This is a genomic window from Rhodococcus sp. JVH1 (assembly GCF_000280725.2).
GTDB classification, from domain to species: Bacteria; Actinomycetota; Actinomycetes; order Mycobacteriales; family Mycobacteriaceae; genus Rhodococcus_F; species Rhodococcus_F jostii_A.
This window is the reverse complement of sequence record NZ_CP166289.1, coordinates 583,211-605,922: the sequence shown is the minus strand read 5'-3', so window position 1 is coordinate 605,922 and position 22,712 is coordinate 583,211. Positions and strand designations below refer to the sequence as shown.

General features: G+C 66.6%; 2 protein-coding genes. Both read right to left on the bottom strand.

Annotated features, from left to right (window positions below):
* Positions 1 to 33: 33 nt before the first annotated feature.
* Positions 34 to 19,710: a non-ribosomal peptide synthase/polyketide synthase gene (locus JVH1_RS02825; RefSeq protein WP_371112935.1), complete on the bottom strand. Its 19,677-nt coding sequence runs from the start codon at positions 19,708 to 19,710 to the stop codon at positions 34 to 36.
* Between the two features lies 1 nt (position 19,711).
* Complete coding sequence (gene pabB / locus JVH1_RS02820) at positions 19,712 to 22,594, bottom strand: aminodeoxychorismate synthase component I (protein ID WP_009479883.1); 2,883 nt, start codon at positions 22,592 to 22,594, stop codon at positions 19,712 to 19,714.
* Between the last annotated feature and the right edge of the window lie 118 nt (positions 22,595 to 22,712).

Below are 22,712 nucleotides of genomic sequence, written 5' to 3'. Positions count from 1 at the left end.
GCAGAGCTGGCGCTCGCCGATGCCGAACCGCAACTAACCGGCAGGGTCGACGAGGTAGGTGTTGAGAACTCGTGCAATCTCTGCCAAGGCACGTGGCGTGGTCATACGAATATGCGTGGCATCGATGGGATAGTAGTCGATTGAACCAGTTATGTATGGTTTCCAACAACTTTCGGCAACGTCCTGGGTCATCTCGCCAGCTGCGGCGGCGAAGAAAACCATGTCTCCGTCGAACACGGCGGGGCGGTAGTCGGCGACCAACCGTGGCGCGTCATTGAAGGATTCGACGATCCGCTTCACGTGTGATGGCTGGAGAAACTCGAATGCTCCGGTTCGCAGATGAATCAGTTCGGTCGCTTGTTCAGCCGACATGGTTTCTCCCGCGGCATCGAAGTCTTCGGCACCGAATCCAAACAGATCGGCTAGCTCGACCAGGATGTCTTCAACAGTGAATTCCTGGTTTGCAGTCGATTCCGCTTCGCGGAACCGGCAGTCCAACATCGCCAGCATCGAGACCTGCTTCCCGAGAAGGCGGAGTCGTGTGGCTACGGCGTGGGCAATAACTCCGCCCAAGGACCAGCCGAGCAGGTGATACGGCCCATCTGATTGCACGGCCTGGATCTCCCTGACGTATTGCTCCGCCAACTGCTCGATCGAACGGGGATGCGGGTCGTCTTCGACGAGTTCGGGGGATTGCAGCCCGTAGATTCGCCGTCCCGGTTCGGTATATCGAGCCAAACCTGCGTAGCACCAGGCCAATCCGCTAGCCGGGTGTATGCAAAATATCGGGTCGGAATCCCCAGCTGATGTGATCGGGAACAGGACGTCGAATGCCGAAGGTCCGGTCGGCGCGATACGTGTCGACCCGTCGGAGACCGCCTCGACTCTACTGGCGATCGCTTCCACTGTGGAGTCGGTGAAGAGCCACATTACTTGGATCTCGACGCCGAGAGCCTCTCGCAGCCGCGACACCGCTTGTGTGGCGAGCAGCGAGTTGCCTCCCAGGGTGAAGAAGTCGTCGTCGAGTCCGATTCGGTCACGGCCGAGGACGTCGGCGAACACCCAGGCAACGACCCCCTCCACCGCCGTGACCGGCGCCCGGTACTGCGGTGTCGGGAGCACCGGGGTGGGTAGTGCTTGCCGGTCGATCTTGCCGTTGGCGGTCAGCGGTAGTCGGTCGAGGACGGTGATGGGGTCGGGCAGCATGTAGTCGGGGAGGCGGTCGGCGGCGAAGGCGCGGACCCGAGCGGGGTCGAGGTGGGCGCCCGGGGTCGGCACCACGTAGGCCACCAGTTGCTCGGTGACTGGGCCCTTGTGTACGGCGGCGACGGCGTGGGTGATGTCGGGGTGGGTGGTGAGGGTTGCTTCGATTTCGCCGAGTTCGATGCGGTGGCCGCGGATTTTGACTTGGAGGTCGCGGCGGCCGAGGAATTCGAGGGTGCCGTCGGGGTGCCAGCGCACCAGGTCGCCGGTGCGGTACATGCGTTCGCCGGGTGGGCCGTAGGGGTTGGCGACGAACCGTTCGGCGGTCAGTGCGGGCCGGTTGTGGTATCCGCGGGCCAGCTGGACCCCGGCCACATACAACTCGCCCACCAACCCCACCGGTACCGGATGCAAGCGATGATCCAGGACGTAGGCGTGGCAGTTGATCTGCGGTGTGCCGATGGGCACCACCGACTCTTCGTGCTGGGTGCAGCGGTGACAGATGACGCTGACGGTGGTTTCGGTGGGCCCGTACTGGTTCCACACCGTCGCAGGACCGAACTCCGCCAACCGCGCGACCGTCTGCCCGGACAGTGATTCACCGCCGAGGTAGACCACCTTCAACCCATCGAGAGCGTCCGACGACCGGCTCGCCATGAGACTGGTTAGCACCGTCGGCACCGACGCCACGTGAGTGACCTTCTGTGCCCGGATGAGTTCGGCGAGGTAGTCGGGGTCGCGTTGGCCGTCGGGCCCTGCCAACACCACGCATCCGCCGACCTGCAGCGGAGCGAAGAGATCGGGGGTCGACGCGTCGAAGGTCACCGCGTTGCTCTGCAAAAGACGGTCACCGGCACGGTGATCGAACGCCTCGACCACCCACCGCACCTGATTGACGATTGCGGTGTGCGCAACGGCCACCCCCTTCGGGCGGCCGGTCGATCCCGAGGTGAACATCACGTAGGCCGTGTTCTGCAGGCGTAGTGGTGCGCGACGGTCCGCGTCGGTGACCGGCGCCGCGGACAGCGGTGACAGATCGATGGTGTCGAGGTGGAGGACCGGTACCGGGTCGGGCAGATCGACTTGCTCGTCGTGGGTGGTGGTCAGAATGCAGGTGGGTTGTGCCACTGCGAGTATGAAGTGTGTGCGCTCGGCCGGGTGGTGGGGGTCGATGGGCAGATAAGCTGCACCGGCGGTGAGGGTCGCGTAGACGCCGACGACGAAGTCGAGGGAGCGGCGCATCCGCAGTGCCACGATGGTTTCCGGGCCCACTCCCTGGGTGATCAGGTGTCGGGCGAGGCGATTGACGCGTGCATCGAACTCGGCGTAGGACAGTGTTCGGTTTCCGTCCACCACCGCGGGCGCGTCGGGTGTGCGCGCGACCTGCGCACCGAAGATCGACACCAGTGTGTCGGTGGTTGTCGCATGATCGGTGTGGTTCCAGTCCTCGAGGATCAGCTGTTTTTCGGTGGGGTCGAGGATGTCGATGTCGCCGACCGGGCTGTCGGGATCGGCCACCCCTGCCTCGAGGAGCCGGGTGAATCTGTCGGCGAAGCCGCGGATGGTGTCCTCGTCGAACAGGTCCTGCGCGTATGTCAGTGCGGCGGTCAGACCGCGAGCGGCACCATCGCGATCGACGCGTTCGCTCACCATCAGCGTGAGGTCGAACTGGGTGGCGGTGTGGTCGATGTCCTCGACACGGGCGGTCAGCCCCTCCAGTTCGAGCTTCGGGTGCTCCTGGTTCTGGAAGACGAGCATCACCTGGAACAGGGGGTGTCGGGCGGTCGACCGTGCCGGGTTGAGGGCCTGGACCACCCGTTCGAACGGCACGTCGGCGTGCTCGAATGCGGCCAGGTCGGTTTCTCGCACCGTCGTGAGCAGTTGGGTGAAGCTGCTGGCACCGTCGACCGGGGTTCGCAGTACCAGGGTGTTGACGAACATGCCGACCAGGTCGTCGAGGGCCGGGTCGCCGCGGCCGGCGACGGGGGTGCCGATCGCGATATCCCCGGTTCCCGATGTCCGGGCCAGGAACACCGCGAATGCGGTGTGCAGCACCATGAATACCGTCGCGGTGTGTTGTCGTGCGAGTTCGGCTGCCGCGCGGTGGGTGGGCGCGTCGATGGTGAACGTGTGGGTTCGTCCACGGTGGGTGACGGCGGGCGGCGTTCGGTTCCCGGGCAGTTCGAGCTGTTCCGGTTGCCCGTCGAGTGTGGAACGCCAGTAGGTCAGCTGCCGGGCGAGCAACGAGTTCGGGTCGTCGTCGGAGCCGAGTAGTTCGCGTTGCCACAGGGTGTAGTCGGCGTACTGCGCCGCCAGTGGTGGCCACGATGGCGTGTGTCCGCCGGTTCGGGCCGTATAGGCGGCCATGAGATCCCGGGCCAGCGGGGCGATCGAGGAGCCGTCGGCGCAGATGTGGTGCAGCACCACGGCGAGCACGTGCTCGTTTTCGGCCGTCTCGAACAAGGCGGCCCGCACCGGCACCGATGTGGTGACGTCGAACTCGGACGAGGCCATCGACAGCAGTCGCGTGGCGAGCTCGTTCTCGGTCACCGAGGCGGTAGCGAATCCGCCGCTGACCTCGGCCGCCGGGACAACCACTTGGTGCGGGCCGGCCTCGGATTCGGGGTAGATCGTCCGGAGGGTCTCGTGCCGGTCCACGACGTCTGCGATCGCTGCCAGCAGTGCGGCCGTGTCCAATGGTCCCGACAGGCGCACGGCGAATGGAATGTTGTAGACCGGTGAGTGTGGGTCGAACCGGTTGAGGAACCAGATGCGTTGCTGCGCATACGATAGCGGGATGTGTTCGGGTCGGGTCCGCGGAACCAGGGGGGTGTGTGCACCCGCAGCGGCCCGGGACTCGAGCCACGTCGACAGTGCCTGCACCGACGACGCCTCGAACAACACCCGCATCGGTACCCGCGCATCCATTGCTGCACCCAGCCGGGACACCACCTGCGTGGCAAGCAGCGAGTTGCCGCCCAGGATGAAGAAGTCGTCGTCGAGCCCGACGCGGTCGCGATCGAGGACGTCGGCGAACACGCCGGCAACGACCCCCTCCGCCACCGTCACCGGCGCCCGGTACTGCGGCACCGGAAACACCGGTGCCGGCAACGCCCGCCGATCCACCTTCCCACTGGCCGTCAACGGCAAACGATCCAACACCGTAATCGGTGAGGGCACCATGTAGTCGGGGAGGCGGTCCGCGACCAACGCGCGGACACGAGCCGGGTCGAGGCGGGCGCCGTCGCGGGGGACGACGTAGCCGACCAACCGGTCGCCGGTGTGGTGGTCGTGGTGGACTGTCACTGCGGCGTGGGTGATGTCGGGGTGGGTGGTGAGGGTTGCTTCGATTTCGCCGAGTTCGATGCGGTGGCCGCGGATTTTGACTTGGAGGTCGCGGCGGCCGAGGAATTCGAGGGTGCCGTCGGGGTGCCAGCGCACCAGGTCGCCGGTGCGGTACATGCGTTCGCCGGGTGGGCCGTAGGGGTTGGCGACGAACCGTTCGGCGGTCAGTGCGGGCCGGTTGTGGTATCCGCGGGCCAGCTGGACCCCGGCCACATACAACTCGCCCACCAACCCCACCGGTACCGGATGCAAGCGATGATCCAGGACGTAGGCGTGGCAGTTGATCTGCGGTGTGCCGATGGGCACCACCGACTCTTCGTGCTGGGTGCAGCGGTGACAGATGACGCTGACGGTGGTTTCGGTGGGCCCGTACTGGTTCCACACCGTCGCAGGACCGAACTCCGCCAACCGCGCGACCGTCTGCCCGGACAGTGATTCACCGCCGAGGTAGACCACCCGCACGCCGCGGAGGACGTCGGGTGATCGGCTGGCCATCAGGGCGGTCAGTACCGTCGGCACCGACGACATGTGGGTAATCGCTTGGGTGCGGATGAGTTCGGCGAGGTAGTCGGGGTCGCGTTGGCCGTCGGGCCCTGCCAAGACCACGCATCCGCCGACCTGCAGCGGTGCGAAGAGATCGGGGGTCGATGCGTCGAAGGTCACCGCGTTGCTCTGCAGAAGACGGTCACCCAAGCCGTAGTCGAACGCAACCCACTGCACCTCGTTGACGATCGCGCTGTGCGCCACGGTCACCCCCTTCGGCCGGCCGGTCGATCCCGAGGTGAACATCACGTAGGCCGTGTTCTGCAGGCGTAGTGGTGCGCGACGGTCCGCGTCGGTGACCGGCGCCGCGGACAGCGGTGACAGATCGATGGTGTCGAGGTGGAGGACCGGTACCGGGTCGGGCAGATCGACTTGCTCGTCGTGGGTGGTGGTCAGAATGCAGGTGGGTTGTGCCACTGCGAGTATGAAGTGTGTGCGCTCGGCTGGGTGGTGGGGGTCGATGGGCAGATAAGCTGCACCGGCGGTGAGGGTCGCGTAGACGCCGACGACGAAGTCGAGGGAGCGGCGCATCCGCAGTGCCACGATGGTTTCCGGGCCCACTCCCTGGGTGATCAGGTGTCGGGCGAGGCGATTGACGCGTGCATCGAACTCGGCGTAGGACAGTGTTCGGTTTCCGTCCACCACCGCGGGCGCGTCGGGTGTGCGCGCGACCTGCGCACCGAAGATCGACACCAGTGTGTCGGTGGTTGTCGCATGATCGGTGTGGTTCCAGTCCTCGAGGATCAGCTGTTTTTCGGTGGGGTCGAGGATGTCGATGTCGCCGACCGGGCTGCCCGCATCGGCAATGATGGCTCCGAGAACGCGCAGGTATCGGTGCAGCAGGGCCTGGACGTATGGTTCGTCGAACAGATCGTGGAGGTATGTCAGGCTTAGTCGGATTTGGGTGTCGACGGTGATTTTCAGGGCGAGGGGGTAGTGGGTGTTGTCGTTGGCGCTGACACCGGCGAGGGTGATGCCGTCGAGTGCGTCGGCCTGTTCGGTCAGTGTGGCCTGCTCGACGGGATACGACTCGAACACCGTCAGCGTGTCGAAGAGGGTGTCGGTTGTTCCGGCGGATTGCTGAATCTCGGTGAGCCCGAGGTAGAGGTGGTCGAGCAGGTCGGCCTGTTCACGGTGCATCCGCGTCAGCAGTTGGGTGATCGTCTCGTCCGGATCCGCGCGCACCCGGACCGGCACCGTGTTGATGAACAGCCCGATCATCGATTCCACGCCTGCGAGCTGGGGTGGCCGTCCTGACACGGTGCTGCCGAAGACCGTGTCGTCGCGGCCGGTCATCCGCATCATCAGAATTCCCCAGGCCGCCTGCATCACCGTGTTGACGGTGACATCGAGCCGGGCGGCCAACTCGGACAGGGCACGTGTCCTTTGCTCGCCGAGATCGGCGGCTACTTCACCCGCCCGCGAGGAGATCTCTCGGCCCGGGTCGGCCGGGGCGAGCAGAGTCGGGCCGTCGACACCCTCGAGCGCCGCCGCCCACGCCCGCCGCGACGCCGCCTCGTCCTGTTCGGCGCGCCACTCCAGATAACTGCGATACGGACGGGCGGGAGGCAACGCCGACGCCTCGTCGCCGGCGGCATAGAGCGCGAGCAAGTCCGTCATCAGCAGTGGCATCGACCATCCGTCGAGCAGGATGTGGTGGTTGGCGACGACCAGTTCGTACCGGTCCTCAGCTGCCGTGACCAGTGTGAACCGGATCAACGGCGGTGCGGTCATGTCGAAATGCCTGGCCTGGTCCGCGGCCAGCAGTCGCGTCAACGCGTCCGGGCGAGCGGCGTCGTCGACGTCGCGTAGATCGACCTCGCGCCACGGCACCGGCAACTTGTCGAGCACCAGCTGCACGGGTATGCCGTCGGCTCCCCCGACGAACGCCACCCGCAGATTCGGGTGCCGATCCAGTACCGCCTGCGCCGCCGCATGCAACCGTGTGGCGTCCACCCGGCCCGTCAGGGTGAACACGACCTGCATCGAGTACACGTCGACCGACGACGCGGCCAACAGCGCATGGAACAGCAGACCCGACTGCAGCGGCGTCAGGGGCCACACGTCCGTCACCGCCGGATACGCCGCTTCCCAGCGGTCGATGTCCGATTGCCGTGTGGTGACCAACGGTAGATCCGACGGTGTCAGCCCGCCGGCGTCGGGGGTCTGCGCATGGGTGGCGAGCGCGGCGAGCGCAGCACACCATTCTCCCGCCAAGTCCTGCACCTCGGTCCGCCCGATTGCACCCGTCGGGAACGTGAACGTGGCGCCCAGCACCGGACCCTCGCTGCCGTCGGTGACGATCGCATTGATGTCGACGACGCCGTTCGCCGGCATGTCGGCATCTCCCGGAGCGGCGATGTCGCCGAGATGGCCGCACGGTGCCCACTCGGCCCCCGGCACCTCGTTCGGTGAACCACCGCCAGACACCCGGCCCAGGTAGTTGAAGCTGATCTGGCCGACCGGCAGCGACCGCAACTGCTCGGCTGTCTCGTGATTGAGGTAGCGCAGGAGCCCGTAGCCGATTCCCCTGTCCGGTATGGACCTCAGCTGCTCCTTGATCGACTTGACCACCACACCGGCCGCGGCGCCACCGGCGAAGGCCTCGTCGAGGTCGGCGGCCCCGATATCCAGACGCACCGGAAACACTGTGGTGAACCATCCCACCGTCCGAGACAGATCCGCTCCCGCGGCAATCTGCTCCTGACGGCCGTGTCCTTCGAGTTGGATCAGCGTCGAGGATTCGGAGACCTGTCGTGCGCGCCGCCACCGGCAGACGGCCAATGCCAATGCCGCCAGCAGTCCATCCTCGACGCCGCCGTGGAACAGTGTCGGCAAGGTCGTCAGGAGTGATGCCACCGCCGGCGCCGGTACGCTCACCTCGACCCGGTCGAGGGTGGATCCCACATCGATAGCCGCGTTGAACGGGCGGAGGCCCAATACCGGGTCGGGCGCCTGCAGCAGCGTCTGCCACATCGGCAACTCCGCCAGCCGCGCCGGGGCCGACGACTCCTCGACCAACGCGTGCGCCCACCGACGCATCGACGTTCCGGCGGGATCCAACACCGGAGTGTGCCCAGCGGACACCTGCGCCCACGCGGAGGCCAAGTCCGGCAGGATTATCCGCCACGACACCCCGTCGATCACCAGGTGGTGCGCGACGATCAGCAGCCGGCCCGGCCGCTGCGCGGTGCTGCATTCCGACCGGAAATCGAGCCACACGAACTGCACCATCACACCCGTCGTCGGCGCCAACCGCCCCAACGCCGCATCCAATTGCGCCGACGCCAACGCCGCCGCGGCTTCCTCGTCGAGATCGGCGGTGACCTCCACCCGACGAACAAGGCCGTCCACATCGATGGCATCCGACCCACCGACTTCGAGACCCCACCCGCGCTCGTCGCCGACGAGTCGTGAGCGGAAAATGTCGTGGTGATCGAGGACGGCCTCGATCGTCGCCACCAACTCACCGCGCTCAATTCCGGGCGGCAACTCCACCAACATGTGTTGCGAGAATCGACCGAAGCCACCGCCCCGCTCGATCAGCGCCCGCGCGACCGGGGTCAGCGGCATCCACCCGATACCGCCACCCGGCAACTCCTCGAGGGCCACCGGTAGTCCCGAGTCCTCGGGACGCTGCGCGACTTCAGCCAAGCCGCTAACAGTCCTGCGCTCGAAAACATCGCGTGAGGAGAACACCACGCCCCGGGCTTTCGCGCGCGACACCAACTGAATCGCGACGATGCTGTCGCCACCTAGAGCGAAGAACGACTCGTCAACCCCGACGCGGTCGAGCTCGAGGACGTCGGTGAAGACGTCGGCGATGGTCTGTTCGGTGGGGGTGACCGGTGGTCGGAACTGTCGGTTCAACGGTGCTGGTGCGGGGAGTGCTCGCCGGTCGATCTTGCCGTTGGGGGTCAGCGGTAGTCGGTCGAGGACGGTGATGGGGTCGGGCAGCATGTAGTCGGGGAGGCGGTCGGCGGCGAAGGCGCGGACCCGAGCGGGGTCGATTTGGGCGCCCGGGGCCGGCACCACGTAGGCCACCAGTTGTTCGGTGACTGGGCCCTTGTGGACTGTCACTGCGGCGTGGGTGATGTCGGGGTGGGTGGTGAGGGTTGCTTCGATTTCGGCGAGTTCGATGCGGTGGCCGCGGAGTTTGATTTGGAGGTCGCGGCGGCCGAGGAATTCGAGGGTGCCGTCGGGGTGCCAGCGGACGAGGTCGCCGGTGCGGTACATGCGTTGGCCGGGTGGGCCGTAGGGGTTGGCGACGAACCGTTCGGCGGTCAGTGCGGGTCGGTTGTGGTATCCGCGGGCCAGTTGGATCCCGGCGAGGTGTAGTTCTGCGGTCACGCCGGTGGGGACGGGGCGGAGTCGGTCGTCGAGGACGTAGGCGTGGGTGCCGCGGATCGGGCCGCCGATGGTGATGGGGCCGCCGGGGGGCAGTGGTCCGCTGCAGTTGCTCATCACGGTGGTTTCGGTGGGGCCGTAGCCGTTGAAGAAGCGGCGGGGGGTGTGGGTGGGGGAGGTGTCGGTGTGTGTGGTCCAGCGGGTGAGCAGGTCGGGGGTGCAGGCTTCGCCGGCCGAGAGGACGGTGTGCAGGGTGTGGAGGTGGGTGGGGTCGATGGTGGCCAGTGCGGCGGGTGTGATCACGGCGTGGGTGATGTGGTTGGTGTGGAGGAGGTGGGTGAGTTCGTCGCCGCCGAAGACGGTGGGTGGGGCGATGACCATGGTGGCGCCGGCTCCGGCGGCGAGGAGCAGTTCGAAGACCGAGGCGTCGAAGCTCGGTGATGCCACGGCCAGGGTGCGGGAGTGGGGGGTGGTGGTGAATCGTTCGTGTTGTTCGGCGGCGAGGTTGGCCAGCCCCTGGTGGGTGACGACGACGCCTTTGGGGGTGCCGGTGGAGCCGGAGGTGTAGAGCAGGTAGGCGGTGTTGGTGGTGTGCAGGGGTCGGAGTCGGTCGGCGTCGGTGATGGGTCCTGGATCGATGGTGTTGCAGCGGGTTTGGATGTCGGGGGTGTCGATGGCGAGCCACGGCAGTGGTCCGGGCAGGGTGGTGGCGTGCTCGGCGGTGGTCAGCCCGAGTGCGGCTCGGGAGTCCGAGAGCATGTGGGTGATGCGGTCTTTCGGGTAGTTCGGGTCGATGGGGAGGAATGCGGCGCCGGTTTTGGTGGTCGCCCAGACTGCGAGGATCGCGTCGGGGGAGCGGGGGAGTGCGATGGCGACTGTGTTTTCGGTGCCGATGCCTTCGGCGATCAGGATCCGTGCGAGTTGGGAGGATGCGGTGTCGAGTTGTTCGTAGGACAGGTGGTGGTCTCGGTATATCACCGCCGGTGCGGTGCGGTCGTGTGCTGCGGCGGTGGTGAGCAGTTGTGGCAGTGTCGTTGCGGGGTGTTCGGGGCCGCCGGTGCGGTCGAGCAGGTTCCGTCGTTCGTCGGCGTCGAGGATGTCGATGTCGCCGACCGGGCTGTCGGGATCAGCCACCACTGCCTCGAGGAGCCGGGTGAATCTGTCGGCGAAGCCGCGGATGGTGTCCTCGTCGAACAGGTCCTGCGCGTATGTCAGTGCGGCGGTCAGACCGCGAGCGGCACCATCGCGATCGACGCGTTCGCTCACCATCAGCGTGAGGTCGAACTGGGTGGCGGTGTGGTCGATGTCCTCGACACGGGCGGTCAGCCCCTCCAGTTCGAGCTTCGGGTGCTCCTGGTTCTGGAAGACGAGCATCACCTGGAACAGGGGGTGTCGGGCGGTCGACCGTGCCGGGTTGAGGGCCTGGACCACCCGTTCGAACGGCACGTCGGCGTGCTCGAATGCGGCCAGGTCGGTTTCTCGCACCGTCGTGAGCAGTTGGGTGAAGCTGCTGGCACCGTCGACCGGGGTTCGCAGTACCAGGGTGTTGACGAACATGCCGACCAGGTCGTCGAGGGCCGGGTCGCCGCGGCCGGCGACGGGGGTGCCGATCGCGATATCCCCGGTTCCCGATGTCCGGGCCAGGAACACCGCGAATGCGGTGTGCAGCACCATGAATACCGTCGCGGTGTGTTGTCGTGCGAGTTCGGCTGCCGCGCGGTGGGTGGGCGCGTCGATGGTGAACGTGTGGGTTCGTCCACGGTGGGTGACGGCGGGCGGCGTTCGGTTCCCGGGCAGTTCGAGCTGTTCCGGTTGCCCGTCGAGTGTGGAACGCCAGTAGGTCAGCTGCCGGGCGAGCAACGAGTTCGGGTCGTCGTCGGAGCCGAGTAGTTCGCGTTGCCACAGGGTGTAGTCGGCGTACTGCGCCGCCAGTGGTGGCCACGATGGCGTGTGTCCGCCGGTTCGGGCCGTATAGGCGGCCATGAGATCCCGGGCCAGCGGGGCGATCGAGGAGCCGTCGGCGCAGATGTGGTGCAGCACCACGGCGAGCACGTGCTCGTTTTCGGCCGTCTCGAACAAGGCGGCCCGCACCGGCACCGATGTGGTGACGTCGAACTCGGACGAGGCCATCGACAGCAGTCGCGTGGCGAGCTCGTTCTCGGTCACCGAGGCGGTAGCGAATCCGCCGCTGACCTCGGCCGCCGGGACAACCACTTGGTGCGGGCCGGCCTCGGATTCGGGGTAGATCGTCCGGAGGGTCTCGTGCCGGTCCACGACGTCTGCGATCGCTGCCAGCAGTGCGGCCGTGTCCAATGGTCCCGACAGGCGCACGGCGAATGGAATGTTGTAGACCGGTGAGTGTGGGTCGAACCGGTTGAGGAACCAGATGCGTTGCTGCGCATACGATAGCGGGATGTGTTCGGGTCGGGTCCGCGGAACCAGGGGGGTGTGTGCACCCGCAGCGGCCCGGGACTCGAGCCACGTCGACAGTGCCTGCACCGACGACGCCTCGAACAACACCCGCATCGGTACCCGCGCATCCATTGCTGCACCCAGCCGGGACACCACCTGCGTGGCAAGCAGCGAGTTGCCGCCCAGGATGAAGAAGTCGTCGTCGAGCCCGACGCGGTCGCGATCGAGGACGTCGGCGAACACGCCGGCAACGACCCCCTCCGCCACCGTCACCGGCGCCCGGTACTGCGGCACCGGAAACACCGGTGCCGGCAACGCCCGCCGATCCACCTTCCCACTGGCCGTCAACGGCAAACGATCCAACACCGTAATCGGTGAGGGCACCATGTAGTCGGGGAGGCGGTCCGCGACCAACGCGCGGACACGAGCCGGGTCGAGGCGGGCGCCGTCGCGGGGGACGACGTAGCCGACCAACCGGTCGCCGGTGTGGTGGTCGTGGTGGACTGTCACTGCGGCGTGGGTGATGTCGGGGTGGGTGGTGAGGGTTGCTTCGATTTCGCCGAGTTCGATGCGGTGGCCGCGGATTTTGACTTGGAGGTCGCGGCGGCCGAGGAATTCGAGGGTGCCGTCGGGGTGCCAGCGGACGAGGTCGCCGGTGCGGTACATGCGTTGGCCGGGTGGGCCGTAGGGGTTGGCGACGAACCGTTCGGCGGTCAGTGCGGGTCGGTTGTGGTATCCGCGGGCCAGTTGGATCCCGGCGAGGTGTAGTTCTGCGGTCACGCCGGTGGGGACGGGGCGGAGTCGGTCGTCGAGGACGTAGGCGTGGGTGCCGCGGATCGGGCCGCCGATGGTGATGGGGCCGCTGGGGGGCAGTGGTCCGCTGCAGTTGCTCATCACGGTGGTTTCGGTGGGGCCGTAGCCGTTGAAGAAGCGGCGGGGGGTGTGGGTGGGGGAGGTGTCGGTGTGTGTGGTCCAGCGGGTGAGCAGGTCGGGGGTGCAGGCTTCGCCGGCCGAGAGGACGGTGTGCAGGGTGTGGAGGTGGGTGGGGTCGATGGTGGCCAGTGCGGCGGGTGTGATCACGGCGTGGGTGATGTGGTTGGTGTGGAGGAGGTGGGTGAGTTCGTCGCCGCCGAAGACGGTGGGTGGGGCGATGACCATGGTGGCGCCGGCTCCGGCGGCGAGGAGCAGTTCGAAGACCGAGGCGTCGAAGCTCGGTGATGCCACGGCCAGGGTGCGGGAGTGGGGGGTGGTGGTGAATCGTTCGTGTTGTTCGGCGGCGAGGTTGGCCAGCCCCTGGTGGGTGACGACGACGCCTTTGGGGGTGCCGGTGGAGCCGGAGGTGTAGAGCAGGTAGGCGGTGTTGGTGGTGTGCAGGGGTCGGAGTCGGTCGGCGTCGGTGATGGGTCCTGGATCGATGGTGTTGCAGCGGGTTTGGATGTCGGGGGTGTCGATGGCGAGCCACGGCAGTGGTCCGGGCAGGGTGGTGGCGTGCTCGGCGGTGGTCAGCCCGAGTGCGGCTCGGGAGTCCGAGAGCATGTGGGTGATGCGGTCTTTCGGGTAGTTCGGGTCGATGGGGAGGAATGCGGCGCCGGTTTTGGTGGTCGCCCAGACTGCGAGGATCGCGTCGGGGGAGCGGGGGAGTGCGATGGCGACTGTGTTTTCGGTGCCGATGCCTTCGGCGATCAGGATCCGTGCGAGTTGGGAGGATGCGGTGTCGAGTTGTTCGTAGGACAGGTGGTGGTCTCGGTATATCACCGCCGGTGCGGTGCGGTCGTGTGCTGCGGCGGTGGTGAGCAGTTGTGGCAGTGTCGTTGCGGGGTGTTCGGGGCCGCCGGTGCGGTCGAGCAGGTTCCGTCGTTCGTCGGGGTCGAGGATGTCGATGTCGCCGACCGGGCTGCCCGCATCGGCAATGATGGCTCCGAGAACGCGCAGGTATCGGTGCAGCAGGGCCTGGACGTATGGTTCGTCGAACAGATCGTGGAGGTATGTCAGGCTTAGTCGGATTTGGGTGTCGACGGTGATTTTCAGGGCGAGGGGGTAGTGGGTGTTGTCGTTGGCGCTGACACCGGCGAGGGTGATGCCGTCGAGTGCGTCGGCCTGTTCGGTCAGTGTGGCCTGCTCGACGGGATACGACTCGAACACCGTCAGCGTGTCGAAGAGGGTGTCGGTTGTTCCGGCGGATTGCTGAATCTCGGTGAGCCCGAGGTAGAGGTGGTCGAGCAGGTCGGCCTGTTCACGGTGCATCCGCGTCAGCAGTTGGGTGATCGTCTCGTCCGGATCCGCGCGCACCCGGACCGGCACCGTGTTGATGAACAGCCCGATCATCGATTCCACGCCTGCGAGCTGGGGTGGCCGTCCTGACACGGTGCTGCCGAAGACCGTGTCGTCGCGGCCGGTCATCCGCATCATCAGAATTCCCCAGGCCGCCTGCATCACCGTGTTGACGGTGACATCGAGCCGGGCGGCCAACTCGGACAGGGCACGTGTCCTTTGCTCGCCGAGATCGGCGGCTACTTCACCCGCCCGCGAGGAGATCTCTCGGCCCGGGTCGGCCGGGGCGAGCAGAGTCGGGCCGTCGACACCCTCGAGCGCCGCCGCCCACGCCCGCCGCGACGCCGCCTCGTCCTGTTCGGCGCGCCACTCCAGATAACTGCGATACGGACGGGCGGGAGGCAACGCCGACGCCTCGTCGCCGGCGGCATAGAGCGCGAGCAAGTCCGTCATCAGCAGTGGCATCGACCATCCGTCGAGCAGGATGTGGTGGTTGGCGACGACCAGTTCGTACCGGTCCTCAGCTGCCGTGACCAGTGTGAACCGGATCAACGGCGGTGCGGTCATGTCGAAATGCCTGGCCTGGTCCGCGGCCAGCAGTCGCGTCAACGCGTCCGGGCGAGCGGCGTCGTCGACGTCGCGTAGATCGACCTCGCGCCACGGCACCGGCAACTTGTCGAGCACCAGCTGCACGGGTATGCCGTCGGCTCCCCCGACGAACGCCACCCGCAGATTCGGGTGCCGATCCAGTACCGCCTGCGCCGCCGCATGCAACCGTGTGGCGTCCACCCGGCCCGTCAGGGTGAACACGACCTGCATCGAGTACACGTCGACCGACGACGCGGCCAACAGCGCATGGAACAGCAGACCCGACTGCAGCGGCGTCAGGGGCCACACGTCCGTCACCGCCGGATACGCCGCTTCCCAGCGGTCGATGTCCGATTGCCGTGTGGTGACCAACGGTAGATCCGACGGTGTCAGCCCGCCGGCGTCGGGGGTCTGCGCATGGGTGGCGAGCGCGGCGAGCGCAGCACACCATTCTCCCGCCAAGTCCTGCACCTCGGTCCGCCCGATTGCACCCGTCGGGAACGTGAACGTGGCGCCCAGCACCGGACCCTCGCTGCCGTCGGTGACGATCGCATTGATGTCGACGACGCCGTTCGCCGGCATGTCGGCATCTCCCGGAGCGGCGATGTCGCCGAGATGGCCGCACGGTGCCCACTCGGCCCCCGGCACCTCGTTCGGTGAACCACCGCCAGACACCCGGCCCAGGTAGTTGAAGCTGATCTGGCCGACCGGCAGCGACCGCAACTGCTCGGCTGTCTCGTGATTGAGGTAGCGCAGGAGCCCGTAGCCGATTCCCCTGTCCGGTATGGACCTCAGCTGCTCCTTGATCGACTTGACCACCACACCGGCCGCGGCGCCACCGGCGAAGGCCTCGTCGAGGTCGGCGGCCCCGATATCCAGACGCACCGGAAACACTGTGGTGAACCATCCCACCGTCCGAGACAGATCCGCTCCCGCGGCAATCTGCTCCTGACGGCCGTGTCCTTCGAGTTGGATCAGCGTCGAGGATTCGGAGACCTGTCGTGCGCGCCGCCACCGGCAGACGGCCAATGCCAATGCCGCCAGCAGTCCATCCTCGACGCCGCCGTGGAACAGTGTCGGCAAGGTCGTCAGGAGTGATGCCACCGCCGGCGCCGGTACGCTCACCTCGACCCGGTCGAGGGTGGATCCCACATCGATAGCCGCGTTGAACGGGCGGAGGCCCAATACCGGGTCGGGCGCCTGCAGCAGCGTCTGCCACATCGGCAACTCCGCCAGCCGCGCCGGGGCCGACGACTCCTCGACCAACGCGTGCGCCCACCGACGCATCGACGTTCCGGCGGGATCCAACACCGGAGTGTGCCCAGCGGACACCTGCGCCCACGCGGAGGCCAAGTCCGGCAGGATTATCCGCCACGACACCCCGTCGATCACCAGGTGGTGCGCGACGATCAGCAGCCGGCCCGGCCGCTGCGCGGTGCTGCATTCCGACCGGAAATCGAGCCACACGAACTGCACCATCACACCCGTCGTCGGCGCCAACCGCCCCAACGCCGCATCCAATTGCGCCGACGCCAACGCCGCCGCGGCTTCCTCGTCGAGATCGGCGGTGACCTCCACCCGACGAACAAGGCCGTCCACATCGATGGCATCCGACCCACCGACTTCGAGACCCCACCCGCGCTCGTCGCCGACGAGTCGTGAGCGGAAAATGTCGTGGTGATCGAGGACGGCCTCGATCGTCGCCACCAACTCACCGCGCTCAATTCCGGGCGGCAACTCCACCAACATGTGTTGCGAGAATCGACCGAAGCCACCGCCCCGCTCGATCAGCGCCCGCGCGACCGGGGTCAGCGGCATCCACCCGATACCGCCACCCGGCAACTCCTCGAGGGCCACCGGTAGTCCCGAGTCCTCGGGACGCTGCGCGACTTCAGCCAAGCCGCTAACAGTCCTGCGCTCGAAAACATCGCGTGAGGAGAACACCACGCCCCGGGCTTTCGCGCGCGACACCAACTGAATCGCGACGATGCTGTCGCCACCTAGAGCGAAGAACGACTCGTCAACCCCGACGCGGTCGAGCTCGAGGACGTCGGTGAAGACGTCGGCGATGGTCTGTTCGGTGGGGGTGACCGGTGGTCGGAACTGTCGGTTCAACGGTGCTGGTGCGGGGAGTGCTCGCCGGTCGATCTTGCCGTTGGGGGTCAGCGGTAGTCGGTCGAGGACGGTGATGGGGTCGGGCAGCATGTAGTCGGGGAGGCGGTCGGCGGCGAAGGCGCGGACCCGAGCGGGGTCGATTTGGGCGCCCGGGGCCGGCACCACGTAGGCCACCAGTTGTTCGGTGACTGGGCCCTTGTGGACTGTCACTGCGGCGTGGGTGATGTCGGGGTGGGTGGTGAGGGTTGCTTCGATTTCGGCGAGTTCGATGCGGTGGCCGCGGAGTTTGATTTGGAGGTCGCGGCGGCCGAGGAATTCGAGGGTGCCGTCGGGGTGCCAGCGGACGAGGTCGCCGGTGCGGTACATGCGTTGGCCGGGTGGGCCGTAGGGGTTGGCGACGAACCGTTCGGCGGTCAGTGCGGGTCGGTTGTGGTATCCGCGGGCCAGTTGGATCCCGGCGAGGTGTAGTTCTGCGGTCACGCCGGTGGGGACGGGGCGGAGTCGGTCGTCGAGGACGTAGGCGTGGGTGCCGCGGATCGGGCCGCCGATGGTGATGGGGCCGCCGGGGGGCAGTGGTCCGCTGCAGTTGCTCATCACGGTGGTTTCGGTGGGGCCGTAGCCGTTGAAGAAGCGGCGGGGGGTGTGGGTGGGGGAGGTGTCGGTGTGTGTGGTCCAGCGGGTGAGCAGGTCGGGGGTGCAGGCTTCGCCGGCCGAGAGGACGGTGTGCAGGGTGTGGAGGTGGGTGGGGTCGATGGTGGCCAGTGCGGCGGGTGTGATCACGGCGTGGGTGATGTGGTTGGTGTGGAGGAGGTGGGTGAGTTCGTCGCCGCCGAAGACGGTGGGTGGGGCGATGACCATGGTGGCGCCGGCTCCGGCGGCGAGGAGCAGTTCGAAGACCGAGGCGTCGAAGCTCGGTGATGCCACGGCCAGGGTGCGGGAGTGGGGGGTGGTGGTGAATCGTTCGTGTTGTTCGGCGGCGAGGTTGGCCAGCCCCTGGTGGGTGACGACGACGCCTTTGGGGGTGCCGGTGGAGCCGGAGGTGTAGAGCAGGTAGGCGGTGTTGGTGGTGTGCAGGGGTCGGAGTCGGTCGGCGTCGGTGATGGGTCCTGGATCGATGGTGTTGCAGCGGGTTTGGATGTCGGGGGTGTCGATGGCGAGCCACGGCAGTGGTCCGGGCAGGGTGGTGGCGTGCTCGGCGGTGGTCAGCCCGAGTGCGGCTCGGGAGTCCGAGAGCATGTGGGTGATGCGGTCTTTCGGGTAGTTCGGGTCGATGGGGAGGAATGCGGCGCCGGTTTTGGTGGTCGCCCAGACTGCGAGGATCGCGTCGGGGGAGCGGGGGAGTGCGATGGCGACTGTGTTTTCGGTGCCGATGCCTTCGGCGATCAGGATCCGTGCGAGTTGGGAGGATGCGGTGTCGAGTTGTTCGTAGGACAGGTGGTGGTCTCGGTATATCACCGCCGGTGCGGTGCGGTCGTGTGCTGCGGCGGTGGTGAGCAGTTGTGGCAGTGTCGTTGCGGGGTGTTCGGGGCCGCCGGTGCGGTCGAGCAGGTTCCGTCGTTCGTCGGCGTCGAGGATGTCGAGGTCACCGACCCGACTCCCCGCATCGGCAGAAAGGAAGCGGTCGAGAAATAGGAACAAGCGGTGGTGATGACGATCGAGAACGTCGTCGTCGTACAGGCTCGGGTTGGCCTGGAAGTCGATGTGTGTGGTGGTGCCCCCCACGCTCGGGTAGATGTTGACGAAAAGATCGTCGACGAGCCCGGACGTCAACACGTGCAGTCGGCCGAGGTGCGGGCCCAGCCGGATCTCTCGGTCGGCCGGCATGATGTTGAGAGTCGGGCCAAACGAGCGATTGCGGCTGATGTCCCTGCCGAGATCACGGCAGATGTCCTCACGGCGGTACCGCTGCCTCCGCAGCGCCCCGGTCAACTCGAGCTGTGCGGACTTGATCAGGGCCCCGATCGTCGCGTCCGCGCCCACCTCGAGTTGCAACGGCACGACATTGGCCACCATGCCGCCTGACCGCCGCAGCGGTGCGGTCGTTCGGGCCGACACCGGCAGACTGAGTACGATGTCCGATCTGCCTGTCATCCGGCACAGGAAGCCGGCAAGCGCAGCGACCAAGACCGGTGCCGCACTCGAGTTGTGCTTCGAGACGACCGAATCGAGCATTGAGGCTACGTCGGGTGACAAGGCCGCGCTGGCCACTCGCGGATGCGCCTCGACGGGTGCCGACCGCCCGGCCAGGCTCGCAGGCTCCGGCAGTCCCGAGGTCCGTTCCGCCCAATACCGCCGATCCGCTTCGAAGCGATCCGAGTTCCGGTAGGCAGCATCGATTTCAACGATCTGCGCGAGGTCCAGCACGTGGAGCGGCGGGGCCTCGACACCGGCACCTGCGGCCGTATACAACTCGGCAATACGCTGCATCAGCGTCATGGCGCCGTAGCCGTCGAGGGCGATGTGGTGAATGCGTGAGTACCAGTAGTAGTGCCGGTCACCGACCCGGAGTATCGCCGAGACGGCGAGCGCATCGTGGAGGAGGTCTATCGGGGTGCTGAACTCGCGGCGCATCCACTGCTGCGCGGCGACGCTCGGGTCGTCCTCCGCGCGAAAGTCGATTCGCCGGATCCCGCTGTCGGAAGAATCGTCGACCAGTTGATACAGCTCACCGTCGTGATCGACCAGGCGTAAGAACCCGGAACCGAACTCCCTCGCCGCCACGCGGCTGGTCGCCTCGAGCAAATCGATATCCAACTCGCCGAAGACCTCGACGTACTGCGCGATCGTGATCGGGAGCTCGCCGGCCAGTTGCTGGGCGAACCAGATTCCCTTTTGCGCGGCAGATAAACGGCACGCCCCCGACGGAAGGCAGGTCCCCGAGCGCATTTCAACTCCTGGAATCCGTGGCGGGACGGCGTCCACGACTCTTCTCCGATCTTCTCCTTGCGTCAGGAGGTGTGCAAGGGTTGGACTCGGACCCGACCTCGGTGTGCTGGGGCCGCATGGAGGTCCGCGCGCATGTGGTGTAGGCCGCTTCTCCCGCCTGATCGAAATGTGTTGCCACGTTGCCGAATAACTTGTTCCCTTCGAGTAGTGCGAGCACTGTCGTGTAGCGGTCGGGACGATGCTCGACGACGAGGCTGCCGCCCGCGTGCAGGAGCCGGGCCGCCGCAACAATCGTTTGCCGGGCGAGCTTCAGCCCATCTGTGCCACTGACCAAAGCCCGTCGGCAGTACTCGCCGCACTGAGAGGGAAGGTCTTCGTCGTCGGGAATGCACGGTGGACGGGCGAGGACAAGATCGGCCGTTCCGTCGAGGCCGGACAGTAGATTGGGCGTGGTGACGGCGGTTTCGTGAAGCACGATCGGGCTCTCGCCGAGGCGGATCTGACGTTCGATGTTGCGTCGAGCCACGTTCAGGGCCGTCGGATCCGCATCCACGGCGTGTACACCGGCATCGGCTCGGGCATGCGCGATTGCCAGGGCGATTGCTCCCGAACCGGTGCACAGATCCACGACCACTGGAGTCGTGACATGTGAAATATCGGCGAGGGCCTCGGCAAGTACAAGTTCGGTGTTGGCCCTGGGTGCCGGCACACCTGGGCAGACCCACACCTCTACACCGCCCAGTTCGGCCCGCGAGAGTCGTCGCCCAGCCCGATCGATGGTGTCACTCGAGGTCTGCGGACCAACGCTGTGGGCGAGGGCGGGGGACCTGCCGGCGCTGATCGTGAGGGCCCTGCGCATGGCGGCTGCCTTGACCAGGGTCTCGGTGAACTCTTCGTCGGGGTCGGATAATGCGACGATGGCGCCCCCGATCCCGAAGCTCACTGTCCCGTGCCGGGACACCATGGTTCGGATGACGATGCTGAGGTCGGCGGTGCCGTTGATGGACAGCCAGCCGAGGGCGCCCGAGTACACGCCTCGCGGCCCCTCCTCCAGCCGATCGATGATTTCCATGGTGCGTATCTTCGGTGCTCCGGTCATCGAGCCACCCGGGAAGCAGGCGCGCACACACCCGACCGCAGTCGCGTCACTGCGTAGCGTCCCCCGCACCGTTGACACGAGTTGGTGGACCGGTGCGTAGGTTTCGACGTCGAACAATCGTGGTACGTGCACCGAACCGGGAGTGCAGACCCGTGAGAGATCGTTGCGCACGAGGTCGACGATCATGAGGTTCTCGGCCCGGTCTTTCTCGCTCGTCAGCAGGTCCTGGCGGAGCGCGTCGTCCGCCGCAGCGGTTGCACCCCGCGGCCGGGTGCCCTTGATCGGTTTGGACTCCACTACCCGGTCGGCGTCCACGCGCAGAAACCTCTCGGGGGAGGCGCTGAGTATGTCCGCTGCCTCGAACCTCAGGAGTGCTGCGTAGGGCACTGGAGTGATGGATCGGAGGTAGGCGAAGGTTTCGACGGGGTCTATCTCGACATCGATCTGGGCGTGGTTCGTCAAGCACACTTCGTACGTTTCGCCGACCCGAATGTTCTCCAAACAGGTACGGATCTTGTTGAGGTAGGTTTCACGGTTGTGGCGCAGCGTCATGCGCGGGTCTGCCGCCGACCGGATGAGCGGCCGCGCGGGAAGCGCATCGTCGGTCGTGACGGGCAACCGGTTGATCACCTGGGCCGTACGGCGCATCCAGTCGCGGGTTCCGGGTTCGTGGGCCTGCTCGCTGAGCGCCAGCAGGTAGCAGCTGCCGTCGACGTGGTCGATCACGACGGCGCGGTCGGCGAAGACCAGGGCCGCGTCCGGTGTGTCCGCGGAGTGTTGCGCATTGCCGTCGGCTTCGGCCTTCAACTCGTAGCCCAGGTAGCCCACGTAGCCGAGATTGAACGAGAACGGCAGGTCCGGCGATGGCGGCACAGCGCGGGTCCGCAACTGTTCGTCGAGATAGTCGAAGAATCGCACGCGTCGTTTGTCGGCCGGAACGCCGGAACGGTGCACCAGGACGGTGCCGTCCGCAACGTCGTACGTGACGTACTCGGCGCGTGGGCCAGATGCGTCGCCCATGATGGTGAAGCGGGCGTCCGACTCCACTGTGGAGCTGCCATCGAGCCAAAAACTGTTGGGGCCGTCTGCGAACAGGCGCTCATACACCGTCTGTGGGTCGACTCGCCGATCTATCCGTCGTGTTTCCACCACGTATGGCGATAAGGTCCGCGGCCGACGTCGAGGCTTCGGGGCGGATCCCTTCCGGCGAGTCGGGGTGAGGTCACGGAAGTTGGCGAGGAGTTCGTGTCCACGATCGGTGCAGACCGACTCCGGATGAAATTGCACCCCCCACAGGGGGCGCAGGCGGTGCCGTACCCCCATTAGGATCCCGTCGGATGTCCACGCAGTCGGCTCCAGCTCGTCAGGGAGATCTTCGACGGCGAGAGAGTGGTAGCGGACGACCGACAGGGGCGAGGGGAGGCCCGCGAACAATTCTCTTCCGTCGTGGAATACCTCTGAGTTGCGACCGTGCCTCGGCTCTGGTGCCAAGACGACATGTGCACCGAACAGTTGGCATAAACCCTGATAGCCGAGGCACACTCCTAGTGTCGGAAGCCCACCCAGCAGAATGGCCCGCGAGCTGATGCCGAAGTCGCGTTCGCTTGCTGGACGACCGGGCCCCGGAGAGATCACGATATTGTCGAACTCTGTCAGTTCGATCGCACGCCAGTCGACGTCGTTGTGTACCACCGTTGGCGGGCACCCGTTGACCTCGCTGAGGAAGCTGTAGAGGTTGTATGTGAAGGAGTCGTAGTTGTCGATCAACAACGTCTTGGTAAACATCGTTTGCCCGGTTCTCGGCGTGTGAGGGATGCGACACTGCGTTCTCTCTCTCGCCGGTGCATCGACTTGATGAGGTCCCTCGAACTTGTTGCAGGAGCTTTCGTCTGAGCGCGCACCA